Source organism: Afipia sp. GW821-FHT14H12 (genome assembly GCF_058803465.1).
This window is the reverse complement of sequence record NZ_JBXAOZ010000001.1, coordinates 1,780,120-1,794,701: the sequence shown is the minus strand read 5'-3', so window position 1 is coordinate 1,794,701 and position 14,582 is coordinate 1,780,120. Positions and strand designations below refer to the sequence as shown.

Annotated in this window: 20 protein-coding genes; all 20 read right to left on the bottom strand. The window is 53.7% G+C overall.

What is annotated here, in order from left to right; translation table 11 throughout:
• Nucleotides 1–81: 81 nt before the first annotated feature.
• On the bottom strand, nucleotides 82–435 hold the full coding sequence (locus AC1RNA_RS08955; protein ID WP_492950874.1) for a hypothetical protein: 354 nt from the start codon (nucleotides 433–435) through the stop codon (nucleotides 82–84).
• Nucleotides 432–860, bottom strand: coding sequence for a hypothetical protein (locus AC1RNA_RS08950; RefSeq protein WP_492950873.1), 429 nt, complete (start codon nucleotides 858–860; stop codon nucleotides 432–434). The genes AC1RNA_RS08955 and AC1RNA_RS08950 overlap by 4 nt, the downstream gene beginning before the upstream one ends.
• The gene (locus AC1RNA_RS08945) at nucleotides 860–1,423 is read right to left on the bottom strand and encodes a hypothetical protein (protein ID WP_492950872.1); all 564 of its coding nucleotides are present in this window, start codon (nucleotides 1,421–1,423) and stop codon (nucleotides 860–862) included. The genes AC1RNA_RS08950 and AC1RNA_RS08945 overlap by 1 nt, the downstream gene beginning before the upstream one ends.
• Complete coding sequence (locus tag AC1RNA_RS08940; RefSeq protein WP_492950871.1) at nucleotides 1,420–1,842, bottom strand: hypothetical protein; 423 nt, start codon at nucleotides 1,840–1,842, stop codon at nucleotides 1,420–1,422. Before AC1RNA_RS08940 ends, AC1RNA_RS08945 begins: the two co-directional genes overlap by 4 nt.
• 18 nt (nucleotides 1,843–1,860) lie before the next feature.
• Complete coding sequence (locus AC1RNA_RS08935; protein ID WP_492950870.1) at nucleotides 1,861–2,292, bottom strand: hypothetical protein; 432 nt, start codon at nucleotides 2,290–2,292, stop codon at nucleotides 1,861–1,863.
• A complete protein-coding gene (locus AC1RNA_RS08930; protein WP_492950869.1) occupies nucleotides 2,285–4,855 on the bottom strand; it encodes a phage tail protein in 2,571 nt (856 codons plus the stop codon). Before AC1RNA_RS08930 ends, AC1RNA_RS08935 begins: the two co-directional genes overlap by 8 nt.
• 50 nt (nucleotides 4,856–4,905) lie before the next feature.
• Nucleotides 4,906–5,370, bottom strand: coding sequence for a GNAT family N-acetyltransferase (locus tag AC1RNA_RS08925; RefSeq protein WP_492950868.1), 465 nt, complete (start codon nucleotides 5,368–5,370; stop codon nucleotides 4,906–4,908).
• The gene (locus tag AC1RNA_RS08920) at nucleotides 5,367–6,020 is read right to left on the bottom strand and encodes a hypothetical protein (protein ID WP_492950867.1); all 654 of its coding nucleotides are present in this window, start codon (nucleotides 6,018–6,020) and stop codon (nucleotides 5,367–5,369) included. Before AC1RNA_RS08920 ends, AC1RNA_RS08925 begins: the two co-directional genes overlap by 4 nt.
• An 82-nt stretch (nucleotides 6,021–6,102) precedes the next feature.
• The gene (locus AC1RNA_RS08915) at nucleotides 6,103–6,750 is read right to left on the bottom strand and encodes a hypothetical protein (RefSeq protein WP_492950866.1); all 648 of its coding nucleotides are present in this window, start codon (nucleotides 6,748–6,750) and stop codon (nucleotides 6,103–6,105) included.
• The gene (locus tag AC1RNA_RS08910) at nucleotides 6,747–9,587 is read right to left on the bottom strand and encodes a phage tail length tape measure family protein (protein ID WP_492950865.1); all 2,841 of its coding nucleotides are present in this window, start codon (nucleotides 9,585–9,587) and stop codon (nucleotides 6,747–6,749) included. Before AC1RNA_RS08910 ends, AC1RNA_RS08915 begins: the two co-directional genes overlap by 4 nt.
• A gap of 378 nt (nucleotides 9,588–9,965) precedes the next feature.
• Complete coding sequence (locus AC1RNA_RS08905; RefSeq protein WP_492950864.1) at nucleotides 9,966–10,118, bottom strand: phage tail assembly chaperone; 153 nt, start codon at nucleotides 10,116–10,118, stop codon at nucleotides 9,966–9,968.
• 2 nt (nucleotides 10,119–10,120) lie between these two features.
• Entirely contained in the window at nucleotides 10,121–10,504 is a 384-nt protein-coding gene (locus tag AC1RNA_RS08900; RefSeq protein WP_492950863.1) for a hypothetical protein, read from the bottom strand.
• Entirely contained in the window at nucleotides 10,501–10,938 is a 438-nt protein-coding gene (locus AC1RNA_RS08895) for a phage tail tube protein (protein WP_492950862.1), read from the bottom strand. Before AC1RNA_RS08895 ends, AC1RNA_RS08900 begins: the two co-directional genes overlap by 4 nt.
• Nucleotides 10,939–10,942: 4 nt before the next feature.
• A complete protein-coding gene (locus AC1RNA_RS08890; RefSeq protein ID WP_492950861.1) occupies nucleotides 10,943–11,350 on the bottom strand; it encodes a DUF3168 domain-containing protein in 408 nt (135 codons plus the stop codon).
• On the bottom strand, nucleotides 11,343–11,837 hold the full coding sequence (locus tag AC1RNA_RS08885) for an HK97-gp10 family putative phage morphogenesis protein (protein WP_492950860.1): 495 nt from the start codon (nucleotides 11,835–11,837) through the stop codon (nucleotides 11,343–11,345). The genes AC1RNA_RS08890 and AC1RNA_RS08885 overlap by 8 nt, the downstream gene beginning before the upstream one ends.
• 95 nt (nucleotides 11,838–11,932) lie before the next feature.
• Nucleotides 11,933–12,274: a phage head closure protein gene (locus AC1RNA_RS08880; RefSeq protein ID WP_492950859.1), complete on the bottom strand. Its 342-nt coding sequence runs from the start codon at nucleotides 12,272–12,274 to the stop codon at nucleotides 11,933–11,935.
• A 3-nt stretch (nucleotides 12,275–12,277) separates the two neighbouring features.
• Entirely contained in the window at nucleotides 12,278–12,748 is a 471-nt protein-coding gene (locus AC1RNA_RS08875) for a class I SAM-dependent methyltransferase (RefSeq protein WP_492950858.1), read from the bottom strand.
• 22 nt (nucleotides 12,749–12,770) lie between these two features.
• On the bottom strand, nucleotides 12,771–13,751 hold the full coding sequence (locus AC1RNA_RS08870; RefSeq protein ID WP_492950857.1) for a hypothetical protein: 981 nt from the start codon (nucleotides 13,749–13,751) through the stop codon (nucleotides 12,771–12,773).
• On the bottom strand, nucleotides 13,732–14,109 hold the full coding sequence (locus AC1RNA_RS08865; RefSeq protein WP_492950856.1) for a head-tail connector protein: 378 nt from the start codon (nucleotides 14,107–14,109) through the stop codon (nucleotides 13,732–13,734). Before AC1RNA_RS08865 ends, AC1RNA_RS08870 begins: the two co-directional genes overlap by 20 nt.
• Complete coding sequence (locus AC1RNA_RS08860) at nucleotides 14,096–14,323, bottom strand: hypothetical protein (protein ID WP_492950855.1); 228 nt, start codon at nucleotides 14,321–14,323, stop codon at nucleotides 14,096–14,098. Before AC1RNA_RS08860 ends, AC1RNA_RS08865 begins: the two co-directional genes overlap by 14 nt.
• Nucleotides 14,324–14,582 lie beyond the last annotated feature (259 nt).

Genomic DNA, 14,582 nt, shown 5'->3' with positions numbered 1-14,582 from the left:
TGGGAAGAAGCCATAGGGCTAACACGCGCAAAACGCGCGTCTTCACGGACCTTGTCGGCGCGTGGCGTGGGGTATTAGAAGTTAGGAAATAGCAGCCAACACCGCGTCAATCGCAGCTGGCGTTGTTGCTGCTTCAACGGCAAGCAACATCTTCTGGCGCTCTAATTCACGCTCGTCAGACATCGCGATTGGATCGTCTTTACTTAGAATAAGCTCGGCAAGATCATCAGCCGAAATGTCGCGCAATGCGGCTTCCTGTGTGAATGAGTCGGGAGCCGGTGTGCCGGCCTTCACCTGCGCTGCAATTTCACGCTTGCGAATGTGAATGGTGTCGAGTGCAGCAGATTGCGCCGACATATTTGCAAAATGCGCGTTGATCTGATCTCTCGCACCGTCAATGCGCTTGTACATGGAAGACTGAAGCGATACCTTCATTCTGCAACCACCTGGACAGAAGTTGGAAGATATTTTGCACCAGCTACGACGTGTACGGTGTAGGTCGTTGGGTCAGAAGCGGAGAGTTCGACCTCGCCGTCATCAACGATGCCGTCGAATTCAATTCCGACATCTGAGATGATGGTGACTTTTGCGCCAGTGGGAATTCCAGAAATTTTTGCAATATCTACACCGTTCGCGGTGATTGATGTTTTGTCGGCTGTCAGAATAAGCGGCACGCGCGACGCAACCGACTTATCTTCTTGCTTGGACAATTCAATGTAATTCGCACGAACATCCAGGTTTGCCTCACCATCAACGAACAGCCACAGATGCCCATGTTCCGTCAGGAGTGATCCGTAGTCCCTACCCGGCCCACATACTGTCCCTGTTATTTGTCCTTCTGCGTCATGCAAAATGAACATCAGACGTACTCCAGAACGAGATATTTGACCGTGAGATTTGTTGAGCAGTTCGTTTGAATTTCGAGATGGTTTTCAAGCGTGAGCGCATAAAATCTACATGCCGCCCAGCGAAACGAAACTGTGTTGGCGTCACCGCCAGATCCAGGGTTTTCTCTGTTCACGCTGGTGCCGTAGGTAGTGTCACCAGCTGCAGCAAAATTTTCATAGACGTACGTGTGCCACTTACCAGCCAACAACGGTAATATTGATGTGCCGGTAACTAGTGGAATATTCCAACTAGGAGCAGTCGCGATTGCTGCGACTACCGGCATCGGTGAAATCGTTCTACCGTATGGAATGCTTGCTACGGTCCAATTCCCGCCTGGCCTGTTATTGTCTTTTGCCTTGTAACCAAGTGACGGGCTTATAACGATGGTGCCCTGAACAACAACTTTAGGTACGCGCAAATCTGAACTAAACGCCATCTGCATCTTAGTGGCGCTGCGAACATCAAAGCCGGGCTTTGACACATCAAACCCCATAGTTCCGTTATCGCGCAGCCCTCTAAGAACCCGCCAGGTCATGTCGTCACCTGCGCGTTGAATACTGCCCAATTCGAGCGCAACTGTTGGCTCGCAAATCGCGTGTCGATATTAGTAACAAGCGTCATATACAAAACCCCTGACGACACCCCGAATGTTAAGTCAGACCCGTTTGATGCTGTTTCGTCGGCGGATGTTCCGTCAGAGTTTGCATTGATGTGAATTAGATTCGCCCACACTTGAAGGTTTGAGTATGTTGAGTATTCGGCCGGCAATGGGATGCTCTGCGAGAATGTCCCTGGCAATGATCCTGACGCTAATAGCGTCTCGCCGTTTGCCACCTTTTGAAACGCAATAGCGGAACTATCGAAAAGTAAATTTCCGCGAGGAGTTGTGGTAACGTCAAACCCAGGTTTGGATACCTTTACCCCGAACTTTCCGCCACCGAGATCGCCAAACATTACGCGCCACATAAAACATTACCCCGTGGCAAAAACGTAATAGGCGAAAAATTGTCCATCCGGATTATAAAATGCTCGTGTGTTATAGAATGGCATTTCAAAACCAATTACTTGAATGGAATTCGAAGTAACTATTGCCTGCGCTGGGAACCAATAGTGAGGGAAGCTACCGCCAAATGTTTTCCAATTGTTGTTCGCTAGGCGATTCCCGCTCCATAGGTTTATCTGAACAATTGGAACATAGCCCATATCATCAAAAGGAATTGCGGCGCCGCCACACTGAACGAGTCCGGACGTAACGACTGTTCCAATGTTTGTGTAGCGAGTATCGAACGGGATATTGTTCGAACCGAGAGTTTCAGTGAGTACATCGAACCCCGGTGCAGACACACGACCGCCAAAGAACGATCCGTCAGCGAAAACATCACCGAATGCGATACGATTAGTCACCCCACAATTCCCGATTATTTGTTAAGTCATTGACGTACTTCCCGTTCGCGCTCTGGATTACGCCAGCCGTCATCGTTCCGAAGCTGGCAAACAATGCGCTGACGTCACCGCTTGAGATGTGCTGTGCGGTGATGGTGCCGTCCGCGAGAACATCGGCCTTCAGCGCAATCTTTGGAACGCCGCCGACGTCTGCGATCTGGAATATGGTGACTGCATCACCGCCAGTTACACCCGGAATGGCGAACTGGATCACATCGGCCAGGAATTTGAGCGCTGATCCGCTGCCATCCGCAAGCGCCTGAATGCTGGCAATGTTGCCATTCGCGTCGACGATTAAGCCGTAGGACGCAGCCAGATTGCCGTTAATGTCGGCGACCGCCGTAGCGTTCTCATTAACGGACGATGTGAGGCTGTCAATTGACGCAGTGACCGTCGTATCTAGACTGGCGATCGCCTCTGTATTCGACGCCGCAACAGTCTGCACGCTGTTGATAGACGATGAGAGCCTGCCGTTCTGCGCGCTCAGTTCAGAGCGGAGCGTTTTTTTATCGACCGCGGACTTGGCCGCAATCCGGTTCGCAATCGCGGCGACCAACTGAACGATCGCACTAACCTTGTCATCGCCAATCTGGAATTGGTTGGAGACTGCCGCGGTAAGTGCCGATGGGTCGAAGTCGAGTGCTGTAAGCCGCGTATCCGGAGTCGTAACGTCAAGCCAATCTGACCACAGCATGTCGCGCGGATAGTTTGGCAGGTATTGGCCGCGCACCTGATACTGCGTATTCGGCAGCAGCGATTGCGAAATTATGAGTGCGCCGGCCGCTAGTTGGTCCGTCCTACCGCGCGTGACATCGGACGCGTCCGACTTCAGGCGCACCTCGTACTGCACGCCAGTCACAGCCGACATGGCGCCATCCCACGTCATTCGGATAGCTGGACGGCGATCGTTACCGGCGGCGTCTTTGAGAACAACGCCTTCTACGAACCAATCAACAATTCCCTGCGGTGCGGGTCTTGGCAGTGCAACCGTTCCGCCCCCAACAGGCTGGAAATCAGTATCGTGGTTCCAATCATAATCGGACGGGTCGACTTCCGTCAGATCAAGAGTGACGTCGAGGTTGGCCTTATCAACGGCTCCGTTTACTTCGAACAGTTTGGCGTCATAGCCATTCCTATCGGAAGTCCACTCGCCAACATCACCAGGTTCGACGTACCAGAACTTGGGCGGGAAGCCGAGCGTATGCCGCCGTGCACGCTGCGCAGCATCAAGCGCCGACTTCATCAACCGCTGCGCCTGTGCCGAGTACGGCACAAAGTCCAACGATACGTCTGTCAACAGGCGGCGGTTTCCGGCCTCAACCTCGAGGTCGGTGCGGTAAAGCGGAGGCGCAGCTGTCGTCTGCCAGCCCTGCACCGGATCTGGATATTTCGCCGTAACGCCGTTAATGGTGTCCGACAGGCCGAAGAACGGCGTAAAGCTCTGCTCTTCCGTCGACAGAATGTCGTCATCAGTGAATGTGAATACCGGGCTATCCGGCGCGCCAAGAAATATCTTGTAGAAGCCGCCGACCTCGGACAGCTTGCCTTGGCACGTCGTCAGCAGGCTCTCGATCGTGTCGCCAAGCTGCGTAGACAGGCTGATCTGCCCGCCGGAGCGATAAGTTGGCTCGGTTGTGGTGCCGCCAGCGTCTATCTCAGCACGACACTTTGCAATCTGGGCAATCCAGTTCGCCGTTGGCAGACGTGCATCCGAGAGACTCTGCAGACCATAGAACCATTTATCTTGGTACGTCAGCCCGCGCAGCAGATTGTAAATCTGCACGGCCGGCAGTTTATCGCCGTCACCACCCCACGTTGATGGATCAGAATAACGATGCGAACCAGTCCCGCCTGCGGTGTCGTCTTTCGAGGGGTCGTAAAGCTTTACGCCAGAGACGCCGAACAGGAACGACGGGAATCCGGTAAAGAGAGTATCCTCTACCAGCGACGTGCAGATTGCATATGCAACGCCAGTGCCTACGCGGGTCGATTCGTAGGGGCGTTCTGTCGATGTTACTTTAGAGGTTAGGAACGAGTCCGCGGTCGTCTGCGTGCCGTCGTAGAACTTAATCCAGAGATGGTCTTTGCCGTCCTTTGCGTATTCTGAGACAGGGTAGCCCTTTTCAGAGTCCGCGGTGTCGCCAAGCGTGACCTTCTGCCCGTTCACCCAGACTTCATTAAGCCCAGCAATCGGCAAATCGCTAAGTGCGATAACCTGCGTGAAGTACGCATTCGGAGTCTGGCCGTCGTTGCCCCACGTATTGGCATAGACAAGCGAGCCGGCAGTAGCGCCATCGCCAACCACGAACGCGCGTGGAACGTCACCGCCAGTCGATAGCGAGCCTTGAACGCCAGACGGGCCGCTTGGTGCAGACGACGGCTTCTTACCTGCCAGCGCCTTCGCGAGATAGCTAATGCCGATGCCGGCGGCCATCTGCAATGCGAACGTGCCGATAGCGCCAATCGTACCGATAAAGGTAACAACTGACGCAATAGCTGCTGCGATTGCGGAGAAAATAACCACTCTAAAGCGGTCCTAACTTTGGGGAATGTGCGCTATCGCGCGTACGCCGCTTAGAGCGGCTTCAGAAAATGCGTTTCCGCGGGATGATATCCGCAACGCTCGTACAGTCGAGCAACGGCAGGGTCAGCGCCCATGCCACCCATGCCGACGAACTTGCATCCCTTGCTGCGCGCCCAGTCGTGGTACGCGGTAAGCATTTTCACTGCCGCGGTACCGCCTCGGTGCGCCGGATCAATCCACCACACGCGCTCCTGAGCCAGCCACACAGGGCCAAATTCATGCTCATACGCATGGGCCAGGAGGATACCTTGGGCTACGCCGTCAACGTCGTGCACCAAGGCTAGAAGCTGCCCGCCTGACAGATACCGAACAAACATGCGCTCGGCGTACTCAGGATCGAACGGGAAAACGAAACCGCTGATTCCGTTAGGGTCGTGGAAGCCTGCACCAACCCTGCTATCGCGCAGCAACTCAACTGCTCGAGGCGCGTCGGAAAGAAGCGCGCGGCGGATCATCCGAACTTCTTATTAAAGCTGGTTTGAACCGTGCCGTTCGCTCTGCCCCAGAAGAACTGGGCCGTTCCGATCGTTGCCGTGTCCTGATAGAAATTGTCGTTCGCGGCTCGCAAACGCTGGCTTGAGTCAGAGCGCGTATCAGGATTGTAGCGCGTCATTTCCTGCGTATGAGACGTGCAGGTAAGCGTCACGCCACCTTCTGAATTCTCAGAAGGAGTCAGAATTTCAATCTGGTCGATAAACCCAAAGAACCGCGGTGGCGCCGGCGAAACTAGCTGGCGGCTATCAGGATCAAACAGCCCGCGCCAGATTTGAACCTGGCCCTGCTTGCAATCGTAGCCGCGGACCAGGTCGTTAACGTGATCCGCAACCTGATTTAGCTTGATGGTAACGTTCTGAACAGTGATGTTCGAAACGAGCGGAATGTCTGAAATCTGAATTAGCGTTCCGGCGCCCATAAACGAGCGCGTCGCCACACCACCAGTGGCCGGGTCGATAACCTGCGTGGTGAGGAACCCCGCTCCAGACCAGTAACCGTCCGTTACAGCCTCGCCAGTGGTGCGGTCTCGGACGACGAACCAGATGAAGTCGCGCGCGACTAAGCGGCGATCCTGTAGGGCGGTAAAGTTTTCAGCGGAAATTTGGCGCATGCCTGCTACGCCGCTTGGACGTAACAATGCGGCGCATCCTTATTGATATTTTTGGAATGGCGCTGAGCGCCGCTACGCGGTGTTACCGCGCCTCAATCGCTTGAAACGACACCGCGCCCCAGCCCGTTTGTGGGTCGGATTGGCTCTGGATCGATCCAGGTACGATCACCATTTGACACGATGGACGCTTAACCGTCACGGTGACGGCTGGACTGCCGCCGGAATCGACACCTGGCCAGATATGCGGTCGGACCTCGAACACTGATGTTTCGCCATCGCCGTCCGCGGTAGCAACTTCCATCACTCGATGAAGGTCTGTGCCAACTTGCACCATGTCGCCGATCGACAGTTCAAACCCCGCTGGCAGACCACTAACCGAAATTGACTTGCGATTGGTGCCGACGCTCAAGAGCGTAGCCACGCCGTCAAATGAGGCGCCTGTCGGCCATGTACCGCGCGGATATTTGATTGGATAATAGCGCGACATCGAGTAGCCGACGAATGTCTGCAACCCGCCTTCCATCACATCGAGACGAGCCCGCCAGTAGTCAAGTTCGTTAGGTGACAACTGACGAGACTGCGCAGTCAGCGTCCAAAGCGGATCGCCAAGGTCTTTAACGTAAGTGCGACCGCCGGCAACACGCGATTGCTCCTGCCTATAGACAGGCTCGAAAACCGTGGTCCAGCCGGGGAAAGTCGCGAGCAGATCAATGGGATATGTAATGCTCACGCCAAAACCCTCCGCTTCTTAGCGTCGAGCACTGCGCCAACAACCTTGGAAGGCAGCGTTGCGTCATGAGCCTTTAGCGCCTGACTAATCAGAGCTACTGTTTTCTCGCTCGCATCGCCCTGGATAACGACGGTGCTGCCGCCTACTGAGACTGAGGTGGCGCCGTTGTCATTTGCTGCAGTCGGCACACTAGGCAGCATATTGTTGGGAATGACTTGCGACCCACGGGGAAGGTTGACGAGTTCAGGCCCCTTATCTCCTACAATAGCTAGACCGCCCGGATGATAATTAGTGCCATCGCCATAAATCGGAGGGAGAATGCTCTGCGGTGCGCTTAGTCCGCCAGAAGCCCCCTTAAACAGACTCCCGAAGAACCCACCAAGCCCACCAGCGGAGCCACCAAACGCAGACGACCAAAGGTTGTCCGCGGCCATCTGCACCAATTTATCGGCAATCTTACCAAGCGCATTTACACCAGCGGTGCGGAGCGCGTCCATCGCCGTCGCACCATTTCGGATCTGCTGAGCAAAGTCGGTGAATACACTTCGCGTCACATCCTGGCCGAGAGAACTTAATTGCTTAAGGCCGTCAGCGATCCGCATGGTTGCGGAAAGGCCATCATTCATGTATTTGGGCCAGTCATTTCCATGCAACTGCTTTTGAACAGAAGCAATCTGTTGGTCGACATCAGTTAGGAATGCTGTTTGAACGCTAAAATTTGCATTGTCTTGTGCTGTTAATTGTGCCGCAATCTGGGCGCGTTTTGCCGCCTCAGCGTTATTGCGAACAAGTTGTTCGTATTCTGTCTGATTGAATGCGGTCCTGTTCTGCGATGCAGTTTGTTCTAGCTGCTGACGGGCGGAAAGGTTGGCACGCAACAACGTCTGCTGCTCAACCGACTTGCCTACCAGTGTAATTTCAAGTTGCGCAGAATCTATAGACTGCTTCGATGAGAGGACTTGCGCACGGGCCTGCTCAGACAGGGCTACGGTTGCCTGCTTAATGGCGATTGTGCGCGCCCCTTCAGCGAGAGCAGAAGCTTTGGTGAATTCAGTGCCCTGTGCTAGTTGCTCGTTTAGCGTCTGCTGATATGCTACCGCACCCTTTGCGCCCGGGCTAAATGCGGTGATGCTTTGAAGCTGGACCTTCTGAGAATCTAGCGCCTGCTGATAAGATGACTTAAAGTTATTTACCTCTGACGTTGCCTTTTTAATAGCATCGGCAATTTGCGCAAAAGTAATTCCAAGCTGCTTGAGTGTTTCACCAGCCGCTTCGCTGTTCGACAACTGATCGAACAGCCCCTGCAGCACCTTCAACTGATTGTTGAGTGACTCCTGTTGAGCAATCTCTGGAGTAAGATTTCTGATAGTGGATTGCTGTAGAAACGACTTTTGCGCTGCTTGGGCATTAGCGGACGCAATGGCGTTACGCTGCAATGCCGCGGTTAATTTGTCGACCTGCGCCTGGGCGGCGTCAATAGCTCCGCTTCCGGCGTCGGACATGCCGCCAGTATTCAGGTCAGGTACTAGATTCCCGGACGCCTTTAGGTCTGCAAGTTTTTTCTTTGCCGCATCAAGCCTCTCCTCTAGGGAGAGACCGAGTCCCATGGTCTTAGCAAAGAACTCGCCAACCGCCCCAAAGGCATTTGATGCAGCGTTACCAATCGCCGCCCAGCCCTTGGATGTTGCTGACTGAACATCCGAGAAATCCTGAACGCTTCCCTTTACCGCATCGATTAGAACGTGCGTCGCTTGATATTGCTTATTCTGGGCGACAAGATTGGCAATATTCTGCTTTGTTGCGGCATCAAGGAACCCGAGCCGCTTATTTAACTGTTCCGCACCCTGTACAGGGTCATCAAAAGCCTTCGCAAGTAATTCCGTCGCTCCTTTTGCGTCAGTACCAAATGCAATAGCAATGTCGTGTCCCATCTTAACGATGGGCAGTATGTTTTCGTCTGAAACTTTGCCGGTTGCGGCTAGAGCAGATGCCAATTCCCTAGCTTCGGAGACTGAAAAGCCAAACGTTGAGGCCCCCGCCGCTGCGGCAGAATTAATACTGGTTGACGTCGCACCTGAAGCGCGCCCGGCACCCAATAGGGATGCCTGAACCTTCTCCTGAGCTGACAAATAGCTATTAACGGCTAGGGTCGCACCGGCTATTGTTGCAGCAATAGCAGTGAACGTAAGAACACTAGCAGACAGCAGCCCGCGAAGCGGCGCTGCTGCATCCTTAAATGCCCCAGCAAGCCCCCCCTCACCAGATGCCGCAAATGTTAGGTGGTTTAGTTGTCCGGTGAGCGCTTGCGATGGAGGGATACCAAGTGCCAATTGCTCGACAAGACTCCGAACAGAATGCTGCGCTGCCATTGCCTGCGCAGACAATCCAACATGCGCACCGGTTAAGCCTTTGGCACCGGATTGCGCCTTCGTATATCTGTCGTTCAGATCATCGATGGCTGCGGCTTGCTCGGTGCTCGTAATGGCACCAACCTTGGCCGCGTTATTGATGCCGTCAAGCTCGTCTTCGTACTGCTTACTCAGCCCAAAAAGCGGATTGTATTTCGATCGTAGAGCATCGAGTTGTGCGCCATATGCGGCGACATCACCGGCACGGCTTTTCATGCTGGTATTAACGCCAGTAAGCGCGTTAATCTGCTGCTGTAACTTTGTGGCGCTTACACCAGCGCCATCCATCGCGGACCCTGCACGAGTAAATGCAGTTTCGATACCGCGGGTCGAGCTATTAACCGTGCCAAGAAGCCGGTTAATAGCCCTATCAATTTGCGACGTATCAGCCGAAATCGAAATTACAAGTTGGTCGGTATCGTCAGCCATTTATCCCATTCAAGGGCTATACTCCAGATACAAAAAGAGCTTAAAATCGCGCTGTTTGTCTCGGGAGAAATCAAAATGATTAGAGTGTCGCTGGCTTTGGCTTTGGCTGCACTATCGATGCAGGCTTACGCCTCTCAAATCGATCCTGTGAAATGCATGGCAGACGCAACTGCCGCACTACCGAAATCGCCAATACTCGCTGTAAAGGGAGCGTCTATCCGTCAGATGACGCCATCCGAAGCAAAGGAATATCCTACCGGCCCCGCGCTATGGGTAGATATAAGCGCCACAGTCTCCAACCAGGACACTAGATACACCTACTTGTGTGCCATCACTCACGCTGGACGAGTGGTGAGAGAGATGGGGAAATAACCCATCCTAGCCGTATTTGGCTTTTAGCTCCTCAAGCCGTTGGCGTGACATATTCTCATCTCTGGACTTTTTGACTCCATTTACGTCGCACCAAAAATCAACCGCGATCATAAATTCAGTCATGGTCGCCGACCAAAAATCAGTAGGCGACCATCTCAATCTTACTGTTGCGAAGCCTTGGTATTCCCGCCAAGGGAATCGCCCGTCTTTTTGTTCGTCTTGGCGGCCTGTTCGTTTCCCGGCACCTTCTCCGCATGATGGGCGAATACTGCCATAATAGCGTCTACGGCCTTCGGTAGGTCAGATAGCTGCATATCTTTTACAGCAGTCTGCACATCGCCCTTGATGGCCAAAAGCTCGACGGCAGCCATAACTGAGTTAATCTCGGCGCCAGCCAGCTTGCTATACATCTCAACAAAGCTGTTCGCGCCAAGACGAGAAGATAGGGCAGCAAGCCGCCCCATCTCTGCTGCAATGACAATCTCAACGCCGCCAATAGAAAGGGGCTTTTCGCCCCTTTCTGCATTATATGCGATCGACATCATGCACCTTCAGCGGTGAACGTCAGAAGAGATGCGTCGAGCGGAGTCCAAGTTGCGGAGAATCCAAGGGGATTTTCCATGTCGCCGCTCCATTCAAAATCCGAGATAAAGAACGGTCCTTCGAATGTGCCGTAACCAGGAATGACCACCTGATAATTTACATCAATTGCCTGACCGCGAACGTCATCCGCAATTTGTTTTCCGGCTGCATTGCTATCAAAAAGACCGTTGCCAGAGAACTCAATTGTCTGTCGCCCGGGACGCGCCGTCGCAACGATTGGCTCAGACGGATCTGTACAATTTGGAACTGTGGTATCGATCGAAGCGTTCGACATCTTGAACGAACGGGTCTGAATGCCGCACACAAAAGAAAACACTTCCGGCGAAGCGCCGTCGCCGCGCTTGATGACAAGCTCTCTGGCGTTCTGCTGACTCATTAGATTAGGACTCCTCTGCCCCAAAGTGGTTGACTGTCAATGAGACAACGCCATGAATTGACGTGCCATCTTCGTCGGTGAAAACACGGGTGCTACTTACGACCACGGACGCATACGACTGACCCGATACAGTCAAATTCTTCTGATGAAGTGCGTCACGAATTCTGGAAATGATTTGTTTCGCCGGAACGAAACTGCCTGGTGCAGTCCATACGTGTATATTGATGGATTCCTGTAGGCCGACGCGGCCCACAACGTCATTGGATGATCCGGAGCCGTCCTGTATCTCAACGTATGGGAGCGGGTTGTCTTGCGGGGCAGGGGCGTGGATTCCGCCAGAAACGAGCTGCGGCGACAGCCCAGTCAATACAGTAAAGATAGCAGTTTGAAGTTCTTCGGAGCCATCAGACATTGTTTCGGTTCTTTAGGCCCTTGTTGATTGCTGTAGCAATGCGACGACGAATCCTTGCTCGCATCTCTTGGTATGTATTGAATATGTGGGGGATTGCTGGGGTGGCGGCGTGAGCAGCATATGCCCTAGTCATCACCACCGTTCTCTTGTAGTTCATATTTCGTCTGGACGGTTCAGCGGACTTTGCCCTTGTCCCGAATTCCAAGAATCTCCAGATAAAATCTGCTACAATGCCCCATGCATTTTTATCTTTGGTCGCGCTAATTCCAACAACTTTTGAAGTAAGGTCATTTCGACCAGCAAGAGGAACTGCTCTAATGCTATCGCGATACTTGCCAGTTTTAACAGGCGCCCTACTTTGTATCGTCGCAGCTAGTTCTTTTGCTCCAGTTTCAATTGCAGCGGCCGCTGCAGCATCTGCATTAGGAGCCAAACCTATAAGTCGTCGCTGAATAATGTCGCGACTAAATCTAGCCTTTATCGGCACTTTCTATACCGGCTTCTTGCTGTTTCTCTACTTTCACCTTCGGCAGCACGGTCCTGATAACCGCAAACGCCGCCTTCCGCAGTTTGATGCACGTATTACACACTGGCCTGTGTCCCATCAGTCTCAACCGCGAACTCGAGCATATCGTTGCGCTGATCTGGGTTGATATGCGCACGGACGTTGTACGTCACGCCATCCACCACGACCTTGTACTTGCCGTCGATCAACCGCGTTGCCGTGCTCGAGCGCACTCGTAAAACACCGGCCTGATTATCAGCAATGCGGCCCTGCTGGATTTTCTCTCGAGCGCGCTCTGGCGATAGTTGCGCCCACACCGTAACGTAATCGGCCCAAGATTGCGTAGATCCGCCGGCTCCGTCTGGCGTAGACACCAGCGAGCGGAACGTCGCGCGCTTGTTTAACGTCCCTGCGCGCATCACCTACACCCTCTCAAACGCCAACCACGTCCCAGCAACATGCTGGATATCCGCACCGTCTTTTGCCAAACCATCCAGCACGCGGCTAACGTCAACAACAGGAAGGCCGTTATCGTCATGAAAAATAATGATGCCGCCAGGACGAGCGACAGCCTTAGCCAGTGCATAATCATTCAGGACTGCCGCCTCGCTGTGATCGCCATCAATAAATACCACATCGCACGCTGGCAGATCGGATGCGCTTAAATCGATCGTTCCGCGCTTGCGAAGAACCAGCTCAAACCGATCGTCGTCAAGCGCAAGGTCGCCAGGAACTTTCGGAGACTCGCTCGCCTGTACCTTGCAGGTGAACCTGTATCCCGGCTCAACGTCTACGCCGATGTATCGCTCAATCGTCGGTACGTTCCGTAACATCGCTGCGGCTGTGCGTCCGGTATTGCATCCGAACTCCACTACAACGCGTGCGCCACGCATAAGATGCGCCAGGGCGTCGAGTTCACCCGGCCAAACATAACGCGTCGGTAGCCCGTTCAAATCCGCCTTTGGTGCGTCGATTGAAACGCTCGATCGCTTCTTCGGAGAATAGAGCAAGGCGGGATTTGGCTTTTGCGACGTCAATAGTCTTGTCCTTGTTATTATCGTGCTTAAAATCGTCGCAAGGCGTAATCGGGTCTATTCCAAGATACGGACACCACCGAGCGCCGCCGCTGAAACTATAACTCGCCTCATACGCGCCAAATACAGCACATACTGGCGTCTCAACGGCCTGTGCCAAAATTACCGCGAAGCCCGGAGACGCGAACACAAGTGAAGAAATAGAAAACAGACCAGCCAAAGTCTCGAAAGGAAGTTCGCCGCCATGGAATGTTTGGTCGGCATCAACCTCATCGCCGGCAATCCATTCAATGCCAGGAACTAAGTCCGCAATTGAAACGACGTGGAATTTATGCCGTATACTGCGGAATAGTTCTGCGTAGGCGTCATGGTCTGGATTACGTGCAGAACAACCATTCCACTCAGTTCGTTCGACAAGTGGGCGATAGACTAGAATTGGCTTGTCGGTCTGAACAGCGTCTTTCGCGGCAGCTATCCACTCAGGCTTTACAGGAAGCCTGAAGTCCGCTCGGTCGTAGGACACGTCGCAGTTAAGGCACATCGCGGCAAGAACGCCGCCAGCCGCCCTAACTTCCCGCGGCGCGTACCAGACTTTTCTGGTTCTCGCTCCTGCCGGGACACCTTTGTCGAATAGACCAGCCTCGCGCTTGGCGTTCTTGGTCTGCGTCCGCAGGACGGTTGGCTTGTTGATAACCCGCAAGCCACGGGCGATTAGATCGTGATACGGAGCAACCCAAGACGATTCAAGTGTTACATCGTACCGTTGCATCAACTGGCGGATAACTGCGCGCTGGTGCAGATTATCACCAAGCCCGTGCATACCTTGCAGCAGCAAGGGACGCCTAGAAGCAGTCATATCCATAATAACTCGCGCTCTCACTTACAGTTCGCCACACGCGGTATGGCGCGAGTAGGGAGCGCACCTGTCTCGGGAATACGGCATTCTGACCGGGATCCGCACGACGCTGAAAGTCAGAGTCTTCCGTCTCTCTGTCGGCGTAAAGGTCGCCAATTAAAAGCAAAATTGCCGCAGTTATTGCAGCGTTTAACGCAACTCCGTCGACTGTCGTCGGACTTGTGCCTTCAATATAAATTTCACGGTCAAGATACCGCTCAATGGCCTCTTCCGCCGCCCCTTGGTACGCCTCAATAAGAGTATCGCTGTCGGTGTCATCGACGCGTAGGTGAGACTTTACAAGTTCGATATCAAGCAGCGGCATTTAGTTTGGCTCCTACAGCCGCGGCGAAATCAACCTTGGGATATTTTTGAAGTGAACTAACTTGGGAGGCGTTCAACACCTCAACACCCAGTCGCTCCAAAAGTACCGCCTGCGCATCAATAACCCTGCGCCAGCGAGCAACATTAGCGTCAACAGGGTTGTTCAAACCTTTTTGGTGGTCGCCGTGCCAATGCGTGCCGAGATCAACCCGCATGTCGTATCCGACCAAAATAATTCTTCGCGAACCGAACTGCAGAGCCAGATTAAGCGCGTGAAACCCGCCGTTTCCGCCCCACCCTAGTTCACCGAACCGATTGAACAGGAGCGTATCGTCATTGCGAACCAGCGTTACAAGCCGCAAACCCCACGCTGGATCCGGTGCGTAGCCGTCCTGGCTAACCTTCAGGCCCCCGAACGAGGGCGCCCCCGCTTCCGCTTTCCACCATTCGTGGTCGCAGGCGTAGAGGACATCT

Excerpts from the sequence above, each read along its gene's own strand:
- AC1RNA_RS08955 (WP_492950874.1), bottom strand. The coding sequence starts at position 435 with ATGAAGGTATCGCTTCAGTCTTCCATGTACAAGCGCATTGACGGTGCG.
- AC1RNA_RS08950 (WP_492950873.1), bottom strand. The coding sequence starts at position 860 with ATGTTCATTTTGCATGACGCAGAAGGACAAATAACAGGGACAGTATGT.
- AC1RNA_RS08945 (WP_492950872.1), bottom strand. The coding sequence starts at position 1,423 with ATGACCTGGCGGGTTCTTAGAGGGCTGCGCGATAACGGAACTATGGGG.
- AC1RNA_RS08940 (WP_492950871.1), bottom strand. The coding sequence starts at position 1,842 with ATGTTTGGCGATCTCGGTGGCGGAAAGTTCGGGGTAAAGGTATCCAAA.
- AC1RNA_RS08925 (WP_492950868.1), bottom strand. The coding sequence starts at position 5,370 with ATGATCCGCCGCGCGCTTCTTTCCGACGCGCCTCGAGCAGTTGAGTTG.
- AC1RNA_RS08920 (WP_492950867.1), bottom strand. The coding sequence starts at position 6,020 with ATGCGCCAAATTTCCGCTGAAAACTTTACCGCCCTACAGGATCGCCGC.
- AC1RNA_RS08910 (WP_492950865.1), bottom strand. The coding sequence starts at position 9,587 with ATGGCTGACGATACCGACCAACTTGTAATTTCGATTTCGGCTGATACG.
- AC1RNA_RS08900 (WP_492950863.1), bottom strand. The coding sequence starts at position 10,504 with ATGATGTCGATCGCATATAATGCAGAAAGGGGCGAAAAGCCCCTTTCT.
- AC1RNA_RS08895 (WP_492950862.1), bottom strand. The coding sequence starts at position 10,938 with ATGAGTCAGCAGAACGCCAGAGAGCTTGTCATCAAGCGCGGCGACGGC.
- AC1RNA_RS08890 (WP_492950861.1), bottom strand. The coding sequence starts at position 11,350 with ATGTCTGATGGCTCCGAAGAACTTCAAACTGCTATCTTTACTGTATTG.
- AC1RNA_RS08880 (WP_492950859.1), bottom strand. The coding sequence starts at position 12,274 with ATGCGCGCAGGGACGTTAAACAAGCGCGCGACGTTCCGCTCGCTGGTG.
- AC1RNA_RS08875 (WP_492950858.1), bottom strand. The coding sequence starts at position 12,748 with ATGCGTGGCGCACGCGTTGTAGTGGAGTTCGGATGCAATACCGGACGC.
- AC1RNA_RS08870 (WP_492950857.1), bottom strand. The coding sequence starts at position 13,751 with ATGGATATGACTGCTTCTAGGCGTCCCTTGCTGCTGCAAGGTATGCAC.
- AC1RNA_RS08865 (WP_492950856.1), bottom strand. The coding sequence starts at position 14,109 with ATGCCGCTGCTTGATATCGAACTTGTAAAGTCTCACCTACGCGTCGAT.
- AC1RNA_RS08860 (WP_492950855.1), bottom strand. The coding sequence starts at position 14,323 with ATGCGGGTTGATCTCGGCACGCATTGGCACGGCGACCACCAAAAAGGT.